The organism is Rhizobium mayense, from assembly GCF_030272705.1.
GTDB classification, from domain to species: Bacteria; Pseudomonadota; Alphaproteobacteria; order Rhizobiales; family Rhizobiaceae; genus Rhizobium; species Rhizobium mayense.
Map to the genome: position 1 here is coordinate 90,946 of NZ_JARFYM010000024.1, position 14,786 is coordinate 105,731.

General features: G+C 60.8%; 12 protein-coding genes. 10 read left to right on the forward strand and 2 right to left on the reverse strand.

The features are described from left to right. Window positions 1-62 precede the first annotated feature (62 nt). Entirely contained in the window at window positions 63-971 is a 909-nt protein-coding gene (locus PY649_RS24000; protein ID WP_285871285.1) for a DMT family transporter, read from the reverse strand. A 113-nt stretch (window positions 972-1,084) separates the two neighbouring features. Between PY649_RS24000 and PY649_RS24005 the strand changes: the two genes are divergently transcribed. After that, window positions 1,085-1,960: a LysR substrate-binding domain-containing protein gene (locus tag PY649_RS24005; RefSeq protein ID WP_285871287.1), complete on the forward strand. Its 876-nt coding sequence runs from the start codon at window positions 1,085-1,087 to the stop codon at window positions 1,958-1,960. On the opposite strand, the gene PY649_RS24010 is transcribed toward PY649_RS24005, so the two are convergent. Next, window positions 1,935-2,933 carry a GlxA family transcriptional regulator gene (locus PY649_RS24010; RefSeq protein ID WP_285871288.1) on the reverse strand — a complete coding sequence of 333 codons (999 nt, stop codon included), beginning with the start codon at window positions 2,931-2,933 and terminating at the stop codon, window positions 1,935-1,937. The two genes, PY649_RS24005 and PY649_RS24010, sit on opposite strands and share 26 nt — an antisense overlap. A gap of 98 nt (window positions 2,934-3,031) precedes the next feature. Here PY649_RS24010 and bcoG point away from each other — a divergent pair, with 98 nt between their 5' ends. From bcoG to PY649_RS24055, 9 genes are all read left to right on the forward strand, one after another. Continuing rightward, window positions 3,032-3,934, forward strand: coding sequence for a 3-dehydrocarnitine:acetyl-CoA trimethylamine transferase BcoG (gene bcoG, locus PY649_RS24015; RefSeq protein ID WP_285871290.1), 903 nt, complete (start codon window positions 3,032-3,034; stop codon window positions 3,932-3,934). Between the two features lie 7 nt (window positions 3,935-3,941). Then, complete coding sequence (locus tag PY649_RS24020; RefSeq protein WP_285871292.1) at window positions 3,942-5,432, forward strand: carnitine 3-dehydrogenase; 1,491 nt, start codon at window positions 3,942-3,944, stop codon at window positions 5,430-5,432. Between the two features lie 12 nt (window positions 5,433-5,444). Continuing rightward, entirely contained in the window at window positions 5,445-6,605 is a 1,161-nt protein-coding gene (locus PY649_RS24025; RefSeq protein ID WP_285871293.1) for an acyl-CoA dehydrogenase family protein, read from the forward strand. A 4-nt stretch (window positions 6,606-6,609) separates the two neighbouring features. Next, window positions 6,610-8,667: an acetate--CoA ligase family protein gene (locus tag PY649_RS24030; protein ID WP_285871295.1), complete on the forward strand. Its 2,058-nt coding sequence runs from the start codon at window positions 6,610-6,612 to the stop codon at window positions 8,665-8,667. Window positions 8,668-8,673: 6 nt separating this feature from the next. Continuing rightward, entirely contained in the window at window positions 8,674-9,456 is a 783-nt protein-coding gene (locus PY649_RS24035; protein WP_285871296.1) for a carnitinyl-CoA dehydratase, read from the forward strand. 126 nt (window positions 9,457-9,582) lie between these two features. Continuing rightward, a complete protein-coding gene (locus PY649_RS24040; protein ID WP_285871297.1) occupies window positions 9,583-11,172 on the forward strand; it encodes an ABC transporter substrate-binding protein in 1,590 nt (529 codons plus the stop codon). Window positions 11,173-11,269: 97 nt separating this feature from the next. Beyond that, a complete protein-coding gene (locus tag PY649_RS24045) occupies window positions 11,270-12,277 on the forward strand; it encodes an ABC transporter permease (protein WP_285871299.1) in 1,008 nt (335 codons plus the stop codon). Beyond that, window positions 12,274-13,101, forward strand: coding sequence for an ABC transporter permease (locus PY649_RS24050; RefSeq protein WP_285871300.1), 828 nt, complete (start codon window positions 12,274-12,276; stop codon window positions 13,099-13,101). Before PY649_RS24045 ends, PY649_RS24050 begins: the two co-directional genes overlap by 4 nt. Continuing rightward, window positions 13,094-14,725 carry an ABC transporter ATP-binding protein gene (locus tag PY649_RS24055; RefSeq protein ID WP_285871301.1) on the forward strand — a complete coding sequence of 544 codons (1,632 nt, stop codon included), beginning with the start codon at window positions 13,094-13,096 and terminating at the stop codon, window positions 14,723-14,725. The genes PY649_RS24050 and PY649_RS24055 overlap by 8 nt, the downstream gene beginning before the upstream one ends. Window positions 14,726-14,786 lie beyond the last annotated feature (61 nt).

A 14,786-nucleotide genomic window follows, 5' to 3' on the forward strand; every position in this document is an offset into this window, starting at 1 on the left:
TTTGTGAAATCGAGGCTCGGGCCGCCATCTTTGCCGAGACAAGGGCCGATAGCTATAGCTTGCTAGGCGGGCGCACGCGCCCGACGACCATGTCGCAGGTCGACGGCTGTGTGCCAGACGATCGTCACGAAGATAATCGCCCCGCCAACGAAAGTAGCCACAGGCGGTATTTCCGAAAAGAAGAGCCAGACCCAGAACGGAGTCAATACGATTTCCATGGAGCTGATGAGGGCTGCATCGGCTGCCGGCATCTTTCTCGAACCGAACAGGAAGAGGACGAAGGCGAGCGCGAAATTCGTCGCCCCGAAAGCCGCCAGCAAGAGCCAATTGTGAGCGTCAATAGAACTCGTCGAGGCGAATGGTACGAAGACCACGAATGCGAGGAACCCGCTGGCGACACTCGACGGCAGGATAGGGATGCTAGGGTCCATGCGCGGGATAACGATGATGAGGGCGAAGGTGACCGTCATCCCGAGCGCCAGCAGGTCTCCAACACCCGTACCACCGCCGATCGAAGATGCGACGATGATGGCTACGCCGATAAGGCAGATGCCGCCGGCGATCAACGTCCGCTTCGCCACGCGTTCCTTCAGCATGATCCAGCTAAGAAACGCCGCGATGAACGGTGCCGTCGCATAGATCATCGTCACGTTCGCGACCGTGGTCATGTAGAGCGCGCCGATGAAGCAGGCCTGGCTGATGGTCTGACAGGCAAGCATTGCCAGACCGCCGGGATGAAAAATCGAGCTCCATTGGCGCCGCGAAAACCCGCCTTCGAGGAAAAAGCTTGGAACCAACATGAATACGCCGCCAAACAGCGACCGCCAGGCGATCGCCGTCCATATGTCCGTGGTCAGAAGGCGCGCGTAGATGCCGCTGCAGCTCCACGCAAGCATTGCCGTAGCCACGAGAATGACGCCCTTCTCGTAGTCGCTGGCAAGAGCGGAGCGGGCCGGAAACTGAAAAGTCATGGAATGGACTCAGGAAGAAACACCGAACGATCAACAACTGTGTGCGCCGATATTTGACATCAGACAAACGAATAGTAGAGATATGTGCCATCGGAAATTTTTGTGGCTTGCCCATGCGCGAACCCATCGAAAGCGATCTGCTCCGGACGTTTCTCATCATCACTGAGACGTCGAATTTTTCCGTTGCCGCGCAACGCATAGGCCGTACGCAATCGGCGGTCAGTGCCCAGATCAAACGTCTTGAGGAAATCGTCGGTGAGGCGCTGTTCGAAAGAAGCGCGCGCGGGGTCGTGCTGACCCGGTCGGGGAATCAGTTGCTTCCCTATGCACAACGGATCGTCGACCTGTTGAACGAGGCGGCCGCAACGATCCGCACCAAGCCGTTGAATGGACCGGTTCGCATCGGAATTCCGGAAGAATACAGCCAGACTGTCCTGCCGGCGGCCCTTGCCGCCTTCGCCGTCCGGCACCCCGCCGTCGAAGTGACTGTCTCCTGCGACTACACGGCACGAAATCTTGCCGCCCTGGAGAAGGACGAACTTGACCTAGCCGTGGTCTTCGACTGGAGCAATCATTCCAATGGCGAGGTCCTCTGCATCGACCCAACAGTCTGGGTGACCTCGCTGGTGCATCGCCTGCATGACGCGACGCCGCTGCCGGTTGCCACATACCGGAACTCGACCTGGGCGCGGGATTTTGCCCTGCGTTCGCTGGAGCAGCAGGCGCGGTCCTATCGCATCGCCTTCATCGCAGACACCAGTTCCGGCCTGAAAAACGCCGTCTCCGCGGGCCTCGCCGTCACGACTCTATCCCGAAGCAATATTCCACACGGCTGCCGGGAGCTGACGAGCGACGACGGCTTTCCGCCGGTCGATTCCTCTCGCGTCGTCCTGCGCCGCAATCCCTATCATTCAAGCGAGGCGATCCAGGAGCTTGCGGAAATGGTGCGCGAAGCTTTCCAGCCTATGTCGGCTCTGCTGCAGCCGTAGAGCGCCGGCGCAGGCGCTGCCGCGTGCCGGAAGGACTTTCTGAAAAGCTGGCGCGATAGCTGCGCGAAAAGGCGGACGCCGAGTTGAAGCCGGTCGCCGCAGCGATCTCCGCGAAAGATTCCTTGGTCTCGATCACCTTGCGGCGCGCGGCGTTGAGCCGAAGGGCCAGGTAATGCACATGCGGCGGAGCGCCAAAGCTTTCCTGAAAAAGCGCCTGGAGATGACGGGCGCTGACGCCGACGCGCCGCGCCAGGCGCGTCAGGACCAGCGGTTGCTCGATATTCTCCTCCATCAGCCGCACGGCCTGTGCGACGCGCGGGTCGCGCATGCGCAGGCCGGCGGTCGACGGCGAAAGCTCGACTGCACCGTAGACGGCTGCCGGCTCATAGATGAAAAGCCGGCTCACTTCGAGGGCAAGCGAATAGCCCTGTCGCCGCCGGATGATCTCCAGCATGAGGTCGACGGTCGGCAGTGAGCCCGCGGTGGTGATGCGCTTGCCATCGATCACGAAACGGTCCTTGACGGCACGCACCTGCGGATACGCCAGTGCGAAATCCTCAAAGTCCTCCCAATGGACTGCCGCCGACACATTGTTGAGAAGACTCGCCTCGGCCAGCAGCCAACTGCCGGACTCGATGCCGGCCATCATCGAACGATGGCGCGCCGTCTGCGACAACTGCATCTTCAGCGCCTGTGTCGCGCTGCGGCGCCAATTGTAGCTCGCCAGCACGAAAAGCGGAGCGGAGTCGTGTGTCGGCCGGAAGCTGCCGGAAGCCGGAACCGGAATCTGGCTTGTCGTTTCGATGGGCGAGCCATCAGGTGTAAACAAATGCCAGCGATAGATTTCGGCCCCGGAAATGCGATTGGCGCCGCGCAACGGTTCGATCACCGATGCGATCAGGATGAGGTTCGTTTCCGGCAGCACGAGCAGGTCGATGTCGAGCGGCCTATTGATTGAGGTGAACACGGACATCCTCGCATGTTTCCGATAATGTATCGTTTGCTTCCGGAAATGCAAAGCAAGAAGACGTCACATGCCTCGTAATGCGCCCAATACGAGGGAGAACAATAATGCCTCTTGCGATGAACCGCGATGTCTTCATCACTTGTGCCGTCACCGGCGCCGGTGACACGGTTTCGAAATCCAGCCATGTTCCGATCACTCCCAAGCAGATCGCGGAATCCGCGATCGATGCCGCCAACGCTGGTGCCGCCGTCGTCCATTGTCATGTCCGCGATCCCGAGACTGGCGCTGCCAGCCGCCGCAACGATCTCTACAAGGAAGTAACGGACCGCATCCGCTCCGCGGATGTCGATGTGGTGCTCAACCTGACCGCTGGCATGGGCGGCGACCTCATTTTCGGCGATGTTGAACGCCCCCTGCCCCTGAACGATCGAGGTACTGACATGGCGGGAGCCTCCGAACGCGTCAGCCATGTTGCCGAGTGCCTGCCGGAAATCTGCACGCTCGATTGCGGCACGATGAACTTCAGTCTCGGCGACTATGTGATGACCAATACGCCATCCATGCTGCGCGCAATGGCGAAGAAGATGACGGATCTCGGCGTGCGGCCCGAGATCGAAGCCTTCGATACCGGTCATCTCTGGTTTGCCAAGCAGCTTGCCGAGGAGGGTTTGATTGAGCATCCCATCCTCATCCAGCTCTGCATGGGCATCCCCTGGGGGGCGCCCGATGACCTGAACACCTTCATGGCGATGGTCAACAACGTTCCCTCGAGCTGGACCTTCTCGGCCTTTTCTATCGGTCGCAACGCCTTGGCCTATCCGGCTGCCGCTGTGCTTGCCGGCGGTAATGTCCGCGTTGGGCTCGAGGACAATCTCTATGCCGGAAAGGGCGTGCTCGCCACCAACGCCCAGCTGGTCGAAAAAGCGGTGCAGGTCGTCGAAGGCATGGGCGCGCGCATTATCGGCCCCGAGGATGTCCGCAAGAAACTGAAACTGACGAAGCGCTGAGGCCCCGATGACCATGATCAGCAAGGCAGCCTGCATCGGCGGCGGCGTCATCGGCGGCGGATGGATCGCCCGTTTTCTGCTGGCAGGCATCGATGTCGATGTCTACGATCCCCATCCGGAAGCAACCCGCATCGTCGGCGAAGTGCTGGCGAACGCGGAAAAAGCCTATGCGATGCTGACCGGCGCACCCCTTCCGCCACGCGGCAAGCTCGCCTTCCGTGAGACCCTGGAGCAAGCCGTTGCCGGTGCCGATTGGATCCAGGAGAGCGTCCCCGAGCGGCTGGACCTCAAGCGCAAGGTACTGACGCAGATCGATGCGGCGGCGGGGCCAGATGCGCTGATCGGCTCCTCGACCTCGGGTCTGTTGCCGACCGACCTGCAGCGCGACATGCGCTATCCGGAACGCCTCTTCGTCGCCCACCCCTATAATCCCGTCTATCTGCTGCCGCTTGTGGAAATCGTCGGTGGCGAGAAGACGTCGACAGAAACGATCCAGGCCGCCATGGAACGTCTGCCGCCGATCGGCATGAAGGGCGTCCATATTGCCAAGGAGATCGAGGCTTTCGTTGGGGACCGTCTGCTGGAGGCCCTATGGCGGGAGGCGCTCTGGCTGATCAAGGACGACATCTGCACCGTCGAGACACTGGATGATGTCATTCGCTATTCCTTCGGTTTGCGCTGGGCGCAGATGGGTCTCTTCCAGACCTACCGCATTGCCGGCGGTGAAGCGGGCATGCGGCACTTCCTCGCGCAATTCGGCCCGGCCCTGCAATGGAACTGGACGAAGCTGATGGATGTCGTCGATCTCGACGATGCACTGGTCGAAAAAATCGGCCAGCAGTCGGACGAACAGGCTGATGGACTGTCGATCCGTGAGCTGGAGCGCATTCGTGACGAAAATCTTGTCGGCATCCTGCAGACCCTGAAGGGCAGCCACGACGGCAAAGGCTGGGGCGCCGGCAAGCTGCTCAAGGAATTCGAGCAGGGCCTTTGGGCGGCGGCGGGCGGCGGCAAAAAGCTGTGGGACGCCGGGCAGCCATTGCGCCTTATCGAAACCAAAGTCAGTCCGGCCTGGGTGGACTATAACGGCCATATGACCGAGCACCGTTATCTGCAGGTGTTCGGCGATACCTCGGACGCGCTGCTGCGGCTGATCGGCGTCGACTTTGCTTATGTCGAACGCGGTCACAGCTATTACACCGTCGAGACGCATATTCGCCATCTCGCCGAGGCCAAGCTCGGCCGGGCTATCCATTCGACCTGCCAGGTTCTGTCAGCCGACGAGAAGCGGCTGCGTGTGTTCCACACGATCTACGACACGGCGACGGGCGAAGCGATCGCCACCGGCGAACACATGCTGCTGCATGTCGATGCCAAGGCCGGAAAAGCCGCTCCTGCACCGGAGGAGGTGCTGAGCAAAATTAGGCCGATCGCCGAGGCCCATGAAAAACTGCCTGTGCCGGAGGGAGCCGGCCGTCACGTGGGACAAAAACGCTAGGAGGAGGCGATCGTGAACTTCGGACTCAGCGAAGAACAGGAGATGATCGTCAAGACGGTCCGCGATTTCGTCGAGACGGAGATTTATCCGTACGAGAACGAGGTCGACCGCACCGGCATCGTCTCGCCGGGGCTTGCCCAGGAGATCCGGCGCAAATGCATCGAACTCGGTTTCTATGCCTGTAACTTTCCCGAGGAGATCGGCGGCGCCGGCCTCGACCATGTGACCTTCACCCTCGTCGAACGTGAGCTCGGCCGCGGCTCGATGGGGCTGACGGTCTTCTTCGGCCGCCCTTCCGGAATCCTGATGGCCTGCGAAGGCGAGCAGCGCGAGAGATATCTCCTGCCGGCCGTGCGCGGCGAGAAGATTGACGCGCTCGCCATTACCGAACCCGACGCCGGCTCCGACATGCGCGGCATGAAATGCGCAGCGCGGCAGGATGGCGACGATTTCGTTCTGAACGGCACCAAGCATTTCATCTCCCATGCCGATGTCGCCGATTTCGTCATCGTCTTTGCCGCCACCGGCGAGGAAGAAACGCCTAAGGGTGCGAAGAAGAAGATCACCGCTTTTCTGGTCGATCGCGGCACGCCAGGGTTCGATATCCTCAAGGGCTACGACTCGGTCTCCCATCGCGGCTACCACAACGTCATCCTGAACTTCACCGATTGCCGCCTGCCGAAGTCCCAGGTGCTGGGCGAGGTGCATCGCGGCTTCGACATTGCCAATGAATGGCTTTATGGCACGCGTCTGACGGTCGCAGCGACCTGCGTCGGGCGGGCTCGACGCGTCTTCGACCTGGCCCTGCCCTATGCGGCGGAGCGCAAGCAGTTCGGCCGGCCGATCGGCGCCAATCAGGGCGTGTCGTTCAAGCTTGCCGACATGATCACGGAGATCGATGCCGCAGACTTGCTGACACTATCCGCCGCCTGGAAACTGGATGCCGGCGTCCCGGCCAATCGCGAGATCGCATCGGCCAAGCTCTACGCCTCCGAAATGCTTGCCCGCGTCACCGACGAGGCGATCCAGATCTTCGGCGGCATGGGACTGATGGACGACCTGCCGCTCGCCCGTTTCTGGCGCGATGCGCGCGTCGAACGCATATGGGACGGAACCTCGGAAATCCAGCGGCACATCATCAGCCGCGATCTGCTGCGGCCATTCGGAGCCTAGTCGGATGACGCAACGCCCGCTCGATCGCCTGATCAGACCGCAAACGATCGCTGTCTTCGGCGGCCGCGAGGCGCGCCGGGTCATCGAGCAATGCGATCGCATGGGTTTTGCTGGAGACATCTGGCCGGTGCATCCGACGCTCGATGCCGTGCTCGGGCGCCGTTGCTATCGTTCGGTGAAGGACTTGCCTGCCGCACCGGATGCCGCTTTCGTCGGCGTCAACCGGATGCTGACCATCGATATCGTGCGCGCGCTCTCAGCCCGAGGCGCCGGTGGCGCCGTATGTTACGCATCCGGCTTCAGCGAAGCGGTTGCGGAACTAACAGATGGCGTCGCGCTGCAGGAAGCCTTGGTCAATGCGGCCGGCGATATGCCGATCATCGGGCCGAATTGTTATGGCGTGATCAACGGACTGGATGGCGCCCTGCTCTGGCCTGACCAGCACGGAATGGTGCGCGTCGAAAGCGGCGTTGCCATTCTCACCCAATCCTCCAACATCGCCATCAATCTTTCCATGCAAAAGCGCGGCCTGCCTATCAGCTATCTGATGACGGCAGGCAACCAGGCCCAGATCGGATTGTCGGATCTCGCCCTCGCAGTCCTGGAAGATCCTCGCGTTACGGCGGTCGGTCTGCATATCGAAGGGTTCGGCAACGTCCGGACACTTGAAAAGCTTGCCATGCGTGCGCGGGAACTGCGCAAACCCGTCGTCGCTCTGAAAGTCGGCAAATCCGAACAGGCGCAGCGCGCGGCCGTTTCGCATACGGCATCCCTGGCCGGCAGCGATGCCATCGCCGATGCGGTTCTCGCTCGTCTCGGTGTCGGCCGGGTCGCGACGTTGCCGGAACTCATCGAGACGCTGAAGCTGCTGCACGTGACCGGCCCGCTGACAAGCAAGGCAATTTCTTCTATGAGCTGCTCCGGCGGCGAAGCCTCGCTGATGGCCGATGCCGCGATCGGCCGGGCCGTGGATTTTCGCGCTCTGAAACCGGAGCAATTGCCGGCCTTGCGGCGCAATCTCGGCGAGATGGTCACCCTTTCGAATCCTCTCGACTATCACACCTTCGTTTGGGGCGATCTTTCCCGCCAGTCGGAAGCCTTCACCGCCATGTTCGAGGGCGACTACGCGCTCAATCTGATCGTCCTCGATTTTCCGCGGGACGATCGTTGCGATGCAGCGGAGTGGATGACCACGATCGCCGCTGTCGTCGCATCGACAAGGCGCACCGGCGCCCGTGCCGGGATACTGGCGACGCTGCCGGAGAACATGCCGGAAGCGATCGCCCTGCAACTAATGCAGAATGGCATAGTGCCTCTCTGCGGTATCAGCGAAGCCATAGCCGCGGCAGAAGTCGCAAGCCGGATTGGCTCGGCATGGCATGCTCCAGCGCCGCTGCCGCTCCTCGATATTCCCCTGGCCACAGGCGAGATCGAGACCTTGACTGAGGTAGCGGCCAAGGTTGAGCTATCTGCCGCCGGACTCCCCATTCCGCTTGGGGCAACGGCATCCAGTCCAAGCGACGCCGCGGATCAGGCGCGACGCATCGGCTTTCCTGTCGCACTGAAGGCATTGGGCATCGAGCACAAGTCCGAGATCGGGGCCGTCGTACTCAACCTCCGGGATATGGAGGCGGTGCAAAGCGCGGCGGAGCGGATGGCTCCCGTCGCCTCCAGATACCTGGTCGAACGGATGATCGAGCGCCCCGTCGCCGAGTTGATCGTCGGCGCCGTGCGCGACCCTGTCTTTGGATTGGCATTGACGATCGGAGCGGGCGGAATCCTGGTGGAATTGCTTGAAGATTCCGTCATTTTAGCTCTTCCGGTGATAAAGTCGGACGTCCTGGACGCCATTTCGCGGCTGAAGGTCAGAAAATTGATCGAAGGCTATCGTGGCGGGGCCAAGAGCAACCTCGATACAGTTGCCGACGCCGTCGTATCAGCGGCAGAATATGTCGTAAAAAACGCCGCGCGGCTTGAGGAACTGGACATTAATCCATTGATGGTTCTGCCTGATAATCGTGGCGTCGTCGCCGCAGACGCCCTCATCAGGCGAAGGAGGTAGCGGAAGTTGCAAAGTCCCATCCGCATCAGGCGTGACAACGGTATCGTGGAGGTCATCATCGACCGTCCGAAGGCGAATGCCATCGACCTTGCGACAAGCCGCGAGATGGGCCTGATCTTCCGCGATTTCCGTGACGATCCCGATCTGCGCGTTGCGATCATTTCAGGTGCTGGCGAGAAGTTCTTTTCAGCCGGCTGGGATTTGAAAGCCGCCGCGGCCGGCGACGCGGTCGATGGCGATTATGGCGTCGGCGGTTTCGGCGGTCTGCAGGAACTTCGGGATCTCAACAAGCCCGTGATCTGCGCCGTCAACGGCATCTGCTGCGGGGGCGGCCTAGAGATTGCCCTCTCCACCGATCTGATCATTGCAGCCGAGCATGCGACCTTCGCCTTGCCCGAAATCCGCTCTGGGACCGTTGCCGACGCGGCATCGATAAAGTTGCCGAAGCGCATCCCCTACCACATCGCCATGGACATGCTCCTGACCGGCCGCTGGCTCGATGTTGCGGAGGCCCATCGCTGGGGTTTCGTCAACGAGATTGTCGCTGCGGACCGATTGATGGATCGGGCGTGGGAATTCGCCCGCCTTCTCGAAAGCGGCCCGCCCCTTGTCTACGCAGCCATCAAAGAAATTGTCCGCGAAGCGGAGGGAACGACGTTTCAGACTGCCATGAACAAGATCACCAAACGGCAGTTTGCGACCGTTGATGCCCTGTATTCGAGCGAGGATCAGTTGGAAGGCGCAAGGGCTTTCGCGGAGAAGCGAACCCCAATCTGGAAAGGAAAGTGACAAGGCGGCGGCAACCGCATCATTTTCCCGCATGATCGCGGGCAATCAAGCTTCCGGCGGAGAGGAACCGCATCCGAAGCTTTGCCCAAGAGTTCTGTCAACGCATCAAGAAGAAGGAACAGGGGAATGAAAGACTACACGAAACATTTGGCAAGCCGTGTGACCTCGGGCGGGCTGAGCCGCCGCGAATTCATGGGACGGGCCATGGCGGCCGGCATGACATTGGCACTTGCTGACCAGCTTTTCACCGAGAGCGCAATGGCAGCCGAACCGAAACGCGGCGGCCATTTGAAACTCGGACTTGAAGGCGGCGCCGCCACCGACTCCAAGGACCCGGCAAAATTCCTGTCGCAGTTCATGTTCTGCGTCGGCCGTTGCTGGGGCGACATGCTGGTCGAATCCCATCCGCTGACCGGCGCTGCCGTTCCGGCACTCGCCGAATCCTGGGAGCCGTCGAAGGACGCCGCGACGTGGACCTTCAAGATCCGCAAGGGCGTCAAGTTCCACAACGGCAAGGATCTGACCATCGACGACGTCGTTGCCACATTGAACCGCCACACCGACAGCAAGTCGGAATCCGGCGCACTCGGCGTCATGAAATCGATCAAGGAGATCAAGGCCGACGGCGATAACCTCGTCCTGACCCTGACCGAAGGCAACGCCGACATGCCGTTGCTGCTCTCCGACTACCATCTCGTCATCCAGCCGAACGGCGGCAAAGACGACCCCCTCGCTTCGATCGGCACCGGTCCCTACAAGTTCGTCAGTTTCGAGCCCGGCGTACGCGCCACCTTTGAGCGCAACAAAGACGACTGGCGTACCGACCGCGGCTTCGTCGACTCGGTCGAAATCATCGGTATGAACGACGCGACTGCCCGTATCGCCGCTTTATCGTCGGGTCAGGTGCATTACATCAACCGTGTCGACCCGAAGACCGTGGACCTGTTGAAGCGCGCACCCAATGTCGAAATCCTCTCGACCGCCGGCCGTGGGCACTATGTGTTCATCATGCACTGCAACACCGCGCCATTCGACAATAACGACCTGCGCCTGGCGCTGAAATATGCGATGGACCGCGAAACCATGGTCAAGAAGATCCTCGGCGGCTATGGCAAGGTCGGCAACGACTTCCCGATCAACAGCACCTATGCCCTCTTCCCCGAAGGCATCGAACAGCGTGTTTACGATCCCGATAAGGCCGCCTTCCACTACAAGAAGTCCGGCCACGACGGTTCCGTACTGTTGCGCACCTCGGAAGTCGCGTTCCCGGGCGCCGTCGACGCCGCCGTCCTCTATCAGGAAAGCTGCAAGAAGGCTGGGATCAACATCGAGGTCAAGCGCGAGCCGGGCGACGGCTACTGGACCAATGTGTGGAATGTCCAGCCCTTCTCCACCTCCTACTGGGGCGGACGACCGACGCAGGATCAGATGTATTCCACCGCGTATCTCTCGACGGCGGACTGGAACGACACCCGCTTCAAGCGTCCTGACTTCGACAAGCTTCTGCTTCAGGCCCGCTCCGAGTTGGACGAGGCCAAGCGCAAGGAGCTTTACCGCGCCATGGCGATGATGGTCCGCGACGAAGGCGGCGTCATCCTGCCGATGTTCAACGACTTCGTGAACGCCTCCACCAAGCAGGTGAAGGGCTACGTTCATGACATCGGCAACGACATGTCGAATGGCTACGTCGCCACCCGCGTCTGGCTGGAGTCCTGATGCCCGAAGCAGGGCGGAAACGCCCTCATCTTTAACGCAACCGGGACTGCGGAAAGCCTCCGCGGTCCTCCTGACGTTTCAGCGCGAGGCATCAGCCATGTCCAACATACCACCCAGCACAGTCATGCCGGGATTGCGGTTTAGACAGCGTTTTCCGCTGCTGTCCTTGATTATCGAACGCTGTCTGCTCAGCCTCGTGCTGCTTTTTGCCGTCTCGGTCCTGATCTTCGGCGGCCTGGAAGCCTTGCCGGGCGATTTCGCGACGACCTATCTCGGCCAGTCGGCGACGCCGCAGGCTGTGGCCAATATCCGCACCGAACTGGGTCTCAACCGGCCGGTGACCACCCGCTACGTCGAATGGCTCGGCAACGCCGTCCGGGGCGATTTTGGCACATCCTGGGCCAGCAAGAACTCCGTCAGCGAGCAGATCGGCAAGCGTCTCGGCAATTCGCTTTTCCTTGCAGCCTGTGCCGCGGTAATCTCGGTGCCGCTCGCAGTTGGGCTCGGCATGTTGGCCGTGCATTTCCGAAACCGATTGCCTGACAAGATCATAAACGTGATCTCGCTGGCGGCGATCTCGCTGCCGGAATTCTTCATCGGCTATCTGCTCATCCTGTTTTTCGGCGTGAAATTCGGGATCGCGACCTTTCCGGCGACCGTATACGACGGTATGGATTTCATTGACAGGCTGAAAGCCATTGCCCTGCCGACGGCGACGCTGGTGCTCGTCGTTCTCGCTCACATGATGCGCATGACACGGGCCGCGATCCTCTCCGTGATGTCGTCCGCCTATATGGAAACGGCGGAGTTGAAGGGCCTTAGCGCCTTTCGCGCGATCGTCAAACATGCCGCACCCAATGCTCTGGCGCCGATCATCAACGTTGTGGCGTTGAACCTCGCCTATCTCATCGTTGGCGTCGTGGTCGTCGAAGTGGTCTTCGTCTATCCCGGCATGGGACAGTACATGGTCGATGCCGTCACCGTGCGCGACATGCCGGTGGTCCAGGCCTGCGGACTGATCTTCGCCGCCGTCTACATCCTGCTCAACATGGTTGCCGATATCCTGGCGATCGTCGCCAACCCGCGCCTGAGGCATCCGCGATGAGAATGAGAGACATCCCCATCACCGCCTGGGTCGGCATCATAGGCATTCTGCTCGCCTTCATCTGCGCGATCTTTGCCCCCCTGATCGCGCCATTTGGCGAAACCGAAGTGGTCGGCAACGTCTGGCAGCCAGCCGACACGCAGTATTTCTTCGGTCTCGACAATCTCGGCCGCGATATCCTTTCACGGCTGATCTATGGCGCCCGCACGACGCTGTTCGTGGCGCTGGCGGCGACGATCATCTCGTTTTCGCTCGGCATCATCCTCAGCTTCACCGCCGCCGTCTCGCGTGGACTGATCGATACGGTCTTCTCGCGTTTCAACGACCTGATGATGTCGATCCCGACCCTGATCTTCGCGTTGGTGGTGCTGGCCGTGCTGCCGCAGAATCTCGTCGTTCTGATCCTTGTCATGGCGATCCTCGACTCCACGCGCGTCTATCGCCTCGGCCGCGCCGTCGCGCTGGACGTGGCGGTCATGGAATTCGTGGAAGCTGCCAAGCTCCGCGGCGAAGGCAAGGTCTGGATCATCTTCCGCGAAATCCTGCCGAACACGCTCTCGCCCTTGCTGGCGGAATTCGGCCTGCGTTTTGCCTTTTCGATCCTGTTCCTGTCGACGCTCTCCTTCCTCGGGCTCGGCATCCAGCCGCCGTCGGCCGATTGGGGCGGCATGGTCAAGGATAACAAGGATGGTATCATCTTCGGCATTTCCGCCGCTCTTGTGCCGGGCGCCGCGATCGCGGCGCTCGCAGTCTGTGTCAATCTGGTGGTCGACTGGCTCCTGAAGCGCACCTCCAGCCTTAAAGGAGGACGTGGCGATGCCTGAGCTTCTTTCCGTTCGCGATCTCAAGATCGAAGCGACCAGTTATCCGCCCGGCGAACCGCCGAAGCGGGTCACGATCGTCAACGGCGTCTCCTTCGATTTGCAGAAGGGCAAGGTGCTCGGCCTGATCGGCGAGTCCGGTGCCGGCAAATCCACCATCGGACTTTGTGCGCTTGCCTATGGCCGCGGCGGTGCCGAAATCACCGGCGGCACGGTGCTGCTCAACGGCGTCGATATTCTTCCGATGGGAAAATCGGGCATACGGAGGATTCGCGGGGCACGCGTCTGTTATGTCGCGCAATCGGCTGCAGCGGCCTTCAATCCGGCCCACAGGCTGGGCGAACAGGTGATAGAAGCCTCCGTCAAACATGGGTTGATGACGAAGGACGAAGCGAGGAAGCGCGCGCTTTACCTCTTCCGGGTCCTTGGCCTGCCCAATCCCGAGACCTTCGGCGAGCGCTTTCCGCACCAGGTCTCGGGCGGCCAGCTTCAACGCGCCATGACAGCAATGGCGCTCTGCTCCAATCCCCAACTGATCGTCTTCGACGAACCGACCACGGCACTCGACGTTACGACGCAGATCGACGTCCTGGCGGCGATCAAACACGCCATTGAAGCGACCCATACGGCAGCCCTCTACATCACCCACGACCTTGCCGTCGTTGCGCAGATCTCCGACGACATCATGGTGTTGCGACACGGCAGACAGGTGGAATGCGGCCCGGTACAGCAGATCATCGAGGCGCCTCGGGAGGAGTATACCCGCGCCCTTGTCAATGTCCGCCAGACGGCGCGGGAAGAGGCGGCGGATCAATCTGACACCCTTCTGAGGGTCGAGAATATCAGTGCTGAATATTCGAACGGATTCAAGGTGTTGCATGACGTTTCTCTACATGTACCAAAAGGTCAGACACTTGCCATTGTGGGTGAATCCGGCTCCGGAAAATCAACGCTTGCCCGCGTTATCACCGGATTACTACCGCCCAGCGATGGAAGGATTTCCTTTGACAACAAGCTGCTCACCCCGGCTCTGAGGAACCGCTCGCGCAACGAACTACGGCGCATTCAACTGATCTACCAGATGGCCGATACTGCCATGAACCCCCGCCAGACTGTGCGCGATATCATCGGCCGTCCCCTCACTTTCTATTATGGCCTGCGAGGCGCTGCAAAGACGGCGCGGGTGAAGGAGCTGCTCGACGAGATCGAGATGGGCAATGGTTTCATCGACCGTTATCCAGCCGAGCTTTCCGGAGGCCAGAAACAGCGTGTCGCGATTGCGCGCGCCCTTGCGGCGAAGCCTGAACTCATCCTCTGCGATGAGCCCACCTCGGCGCTCGATCCGCTGGTTGCCGAAGGCATTCTGAAACTGCTCATGCGGCTCCAGGAAGAATCCCAGCTCTCTTATATCTTCATCACCCACGATATCGCCATCGTCCGCGCGATCGCCGACAGTGTCGCGGTCATGCATCGCGGCAGGCTCGTGCGCTTCGGGCCGAAATCGAAGGTGCTTTCGCCACCTTTCGACGACTACACGGATCTGTTGCTGAAATCGGTGCCGGAAATGGAGATCGGCTGGCTGGAGCGCGTCCTGACGACGCGAAAGATGGAAAGCGCTGGGAATTGATACATGACGTTCATCCACTGCAGCCTTAATATCATCGCGCCAGCAATATCGGAATGAACCC

Excerpts from the sequence above, each read along its gene's own strand:
- PY649_RS24000 (WP_285871285.1), bottom strand. The coding sequence starts at position 971 with ATGACTTTTCAGTTTCCGGCCCGCTCCGCTCTTGCCAGCGACTACGAG.
- PY649_RS24005 (WP_285871287.1), top strand. The coding sequence starts at position 1,085 with ATGCGCGAACCCATCGAAAGCGATCTGCTCCGGACGTTTCTCATCATC.
- PY649_RS24010 (WP_285871288.1), bottom strand. The coding sequence starts at position 2,933 with ATGTCCGTGTTCACCTCAATCAATAGGCCGCTCGACATCGACCTGCTC.
- bcoG (WP_285871290.1), top strand. The coding sequence starts at position 3,032 with ATGCCTCTTGCGATGAACCGCGATGTCTTCATCACTTGTGCCGTCACC.
- PY649_RS24020 (WP_285871292.1), top strand. The coding sequence starts at position 3,942 with ATGACCATGATCAGCAAGGCAGCCTGCATCGGCGGCGGCGTCATCGGC.
- PY649_RS24030 (WP_285871295.1), top strand. The coding sequence starts at position 6,610 with ATGACGCAACGCCCGCTCGATCGCCTGATCAGACCGCAAACGATCGCT.
- PY649_RS24040 (WP_285871297.1), top strand. The coding sequence starts at position 9,583 with ATGAAAGACTACACGAAACATTTGGCAAGCCGTGTGACCTCGGGCGGG.
- PY649_RS24045 (WP_285871299.1), top strand. The coding sequence starts at position 11,270 with ATGTCCAACATACCACCCAGCACAGTCATGCCGGGATTGCGGTTTAGA.
- PY649_RS24050 (WP_285871300.1), top strand. The coding sequence starts at position 12,274 with ATGAGAATGAGAGACATCCCCATCACCGCCTGGGTCGGCATCATAGGC.
- PY649_RS24055 (WP_285871301.1), top strand. The coding sequence starts at position 13,094 with ATGCCTGAGCTTCTTTCCGTTCGCGATCTCAAGATCGAAGCGACCAGT.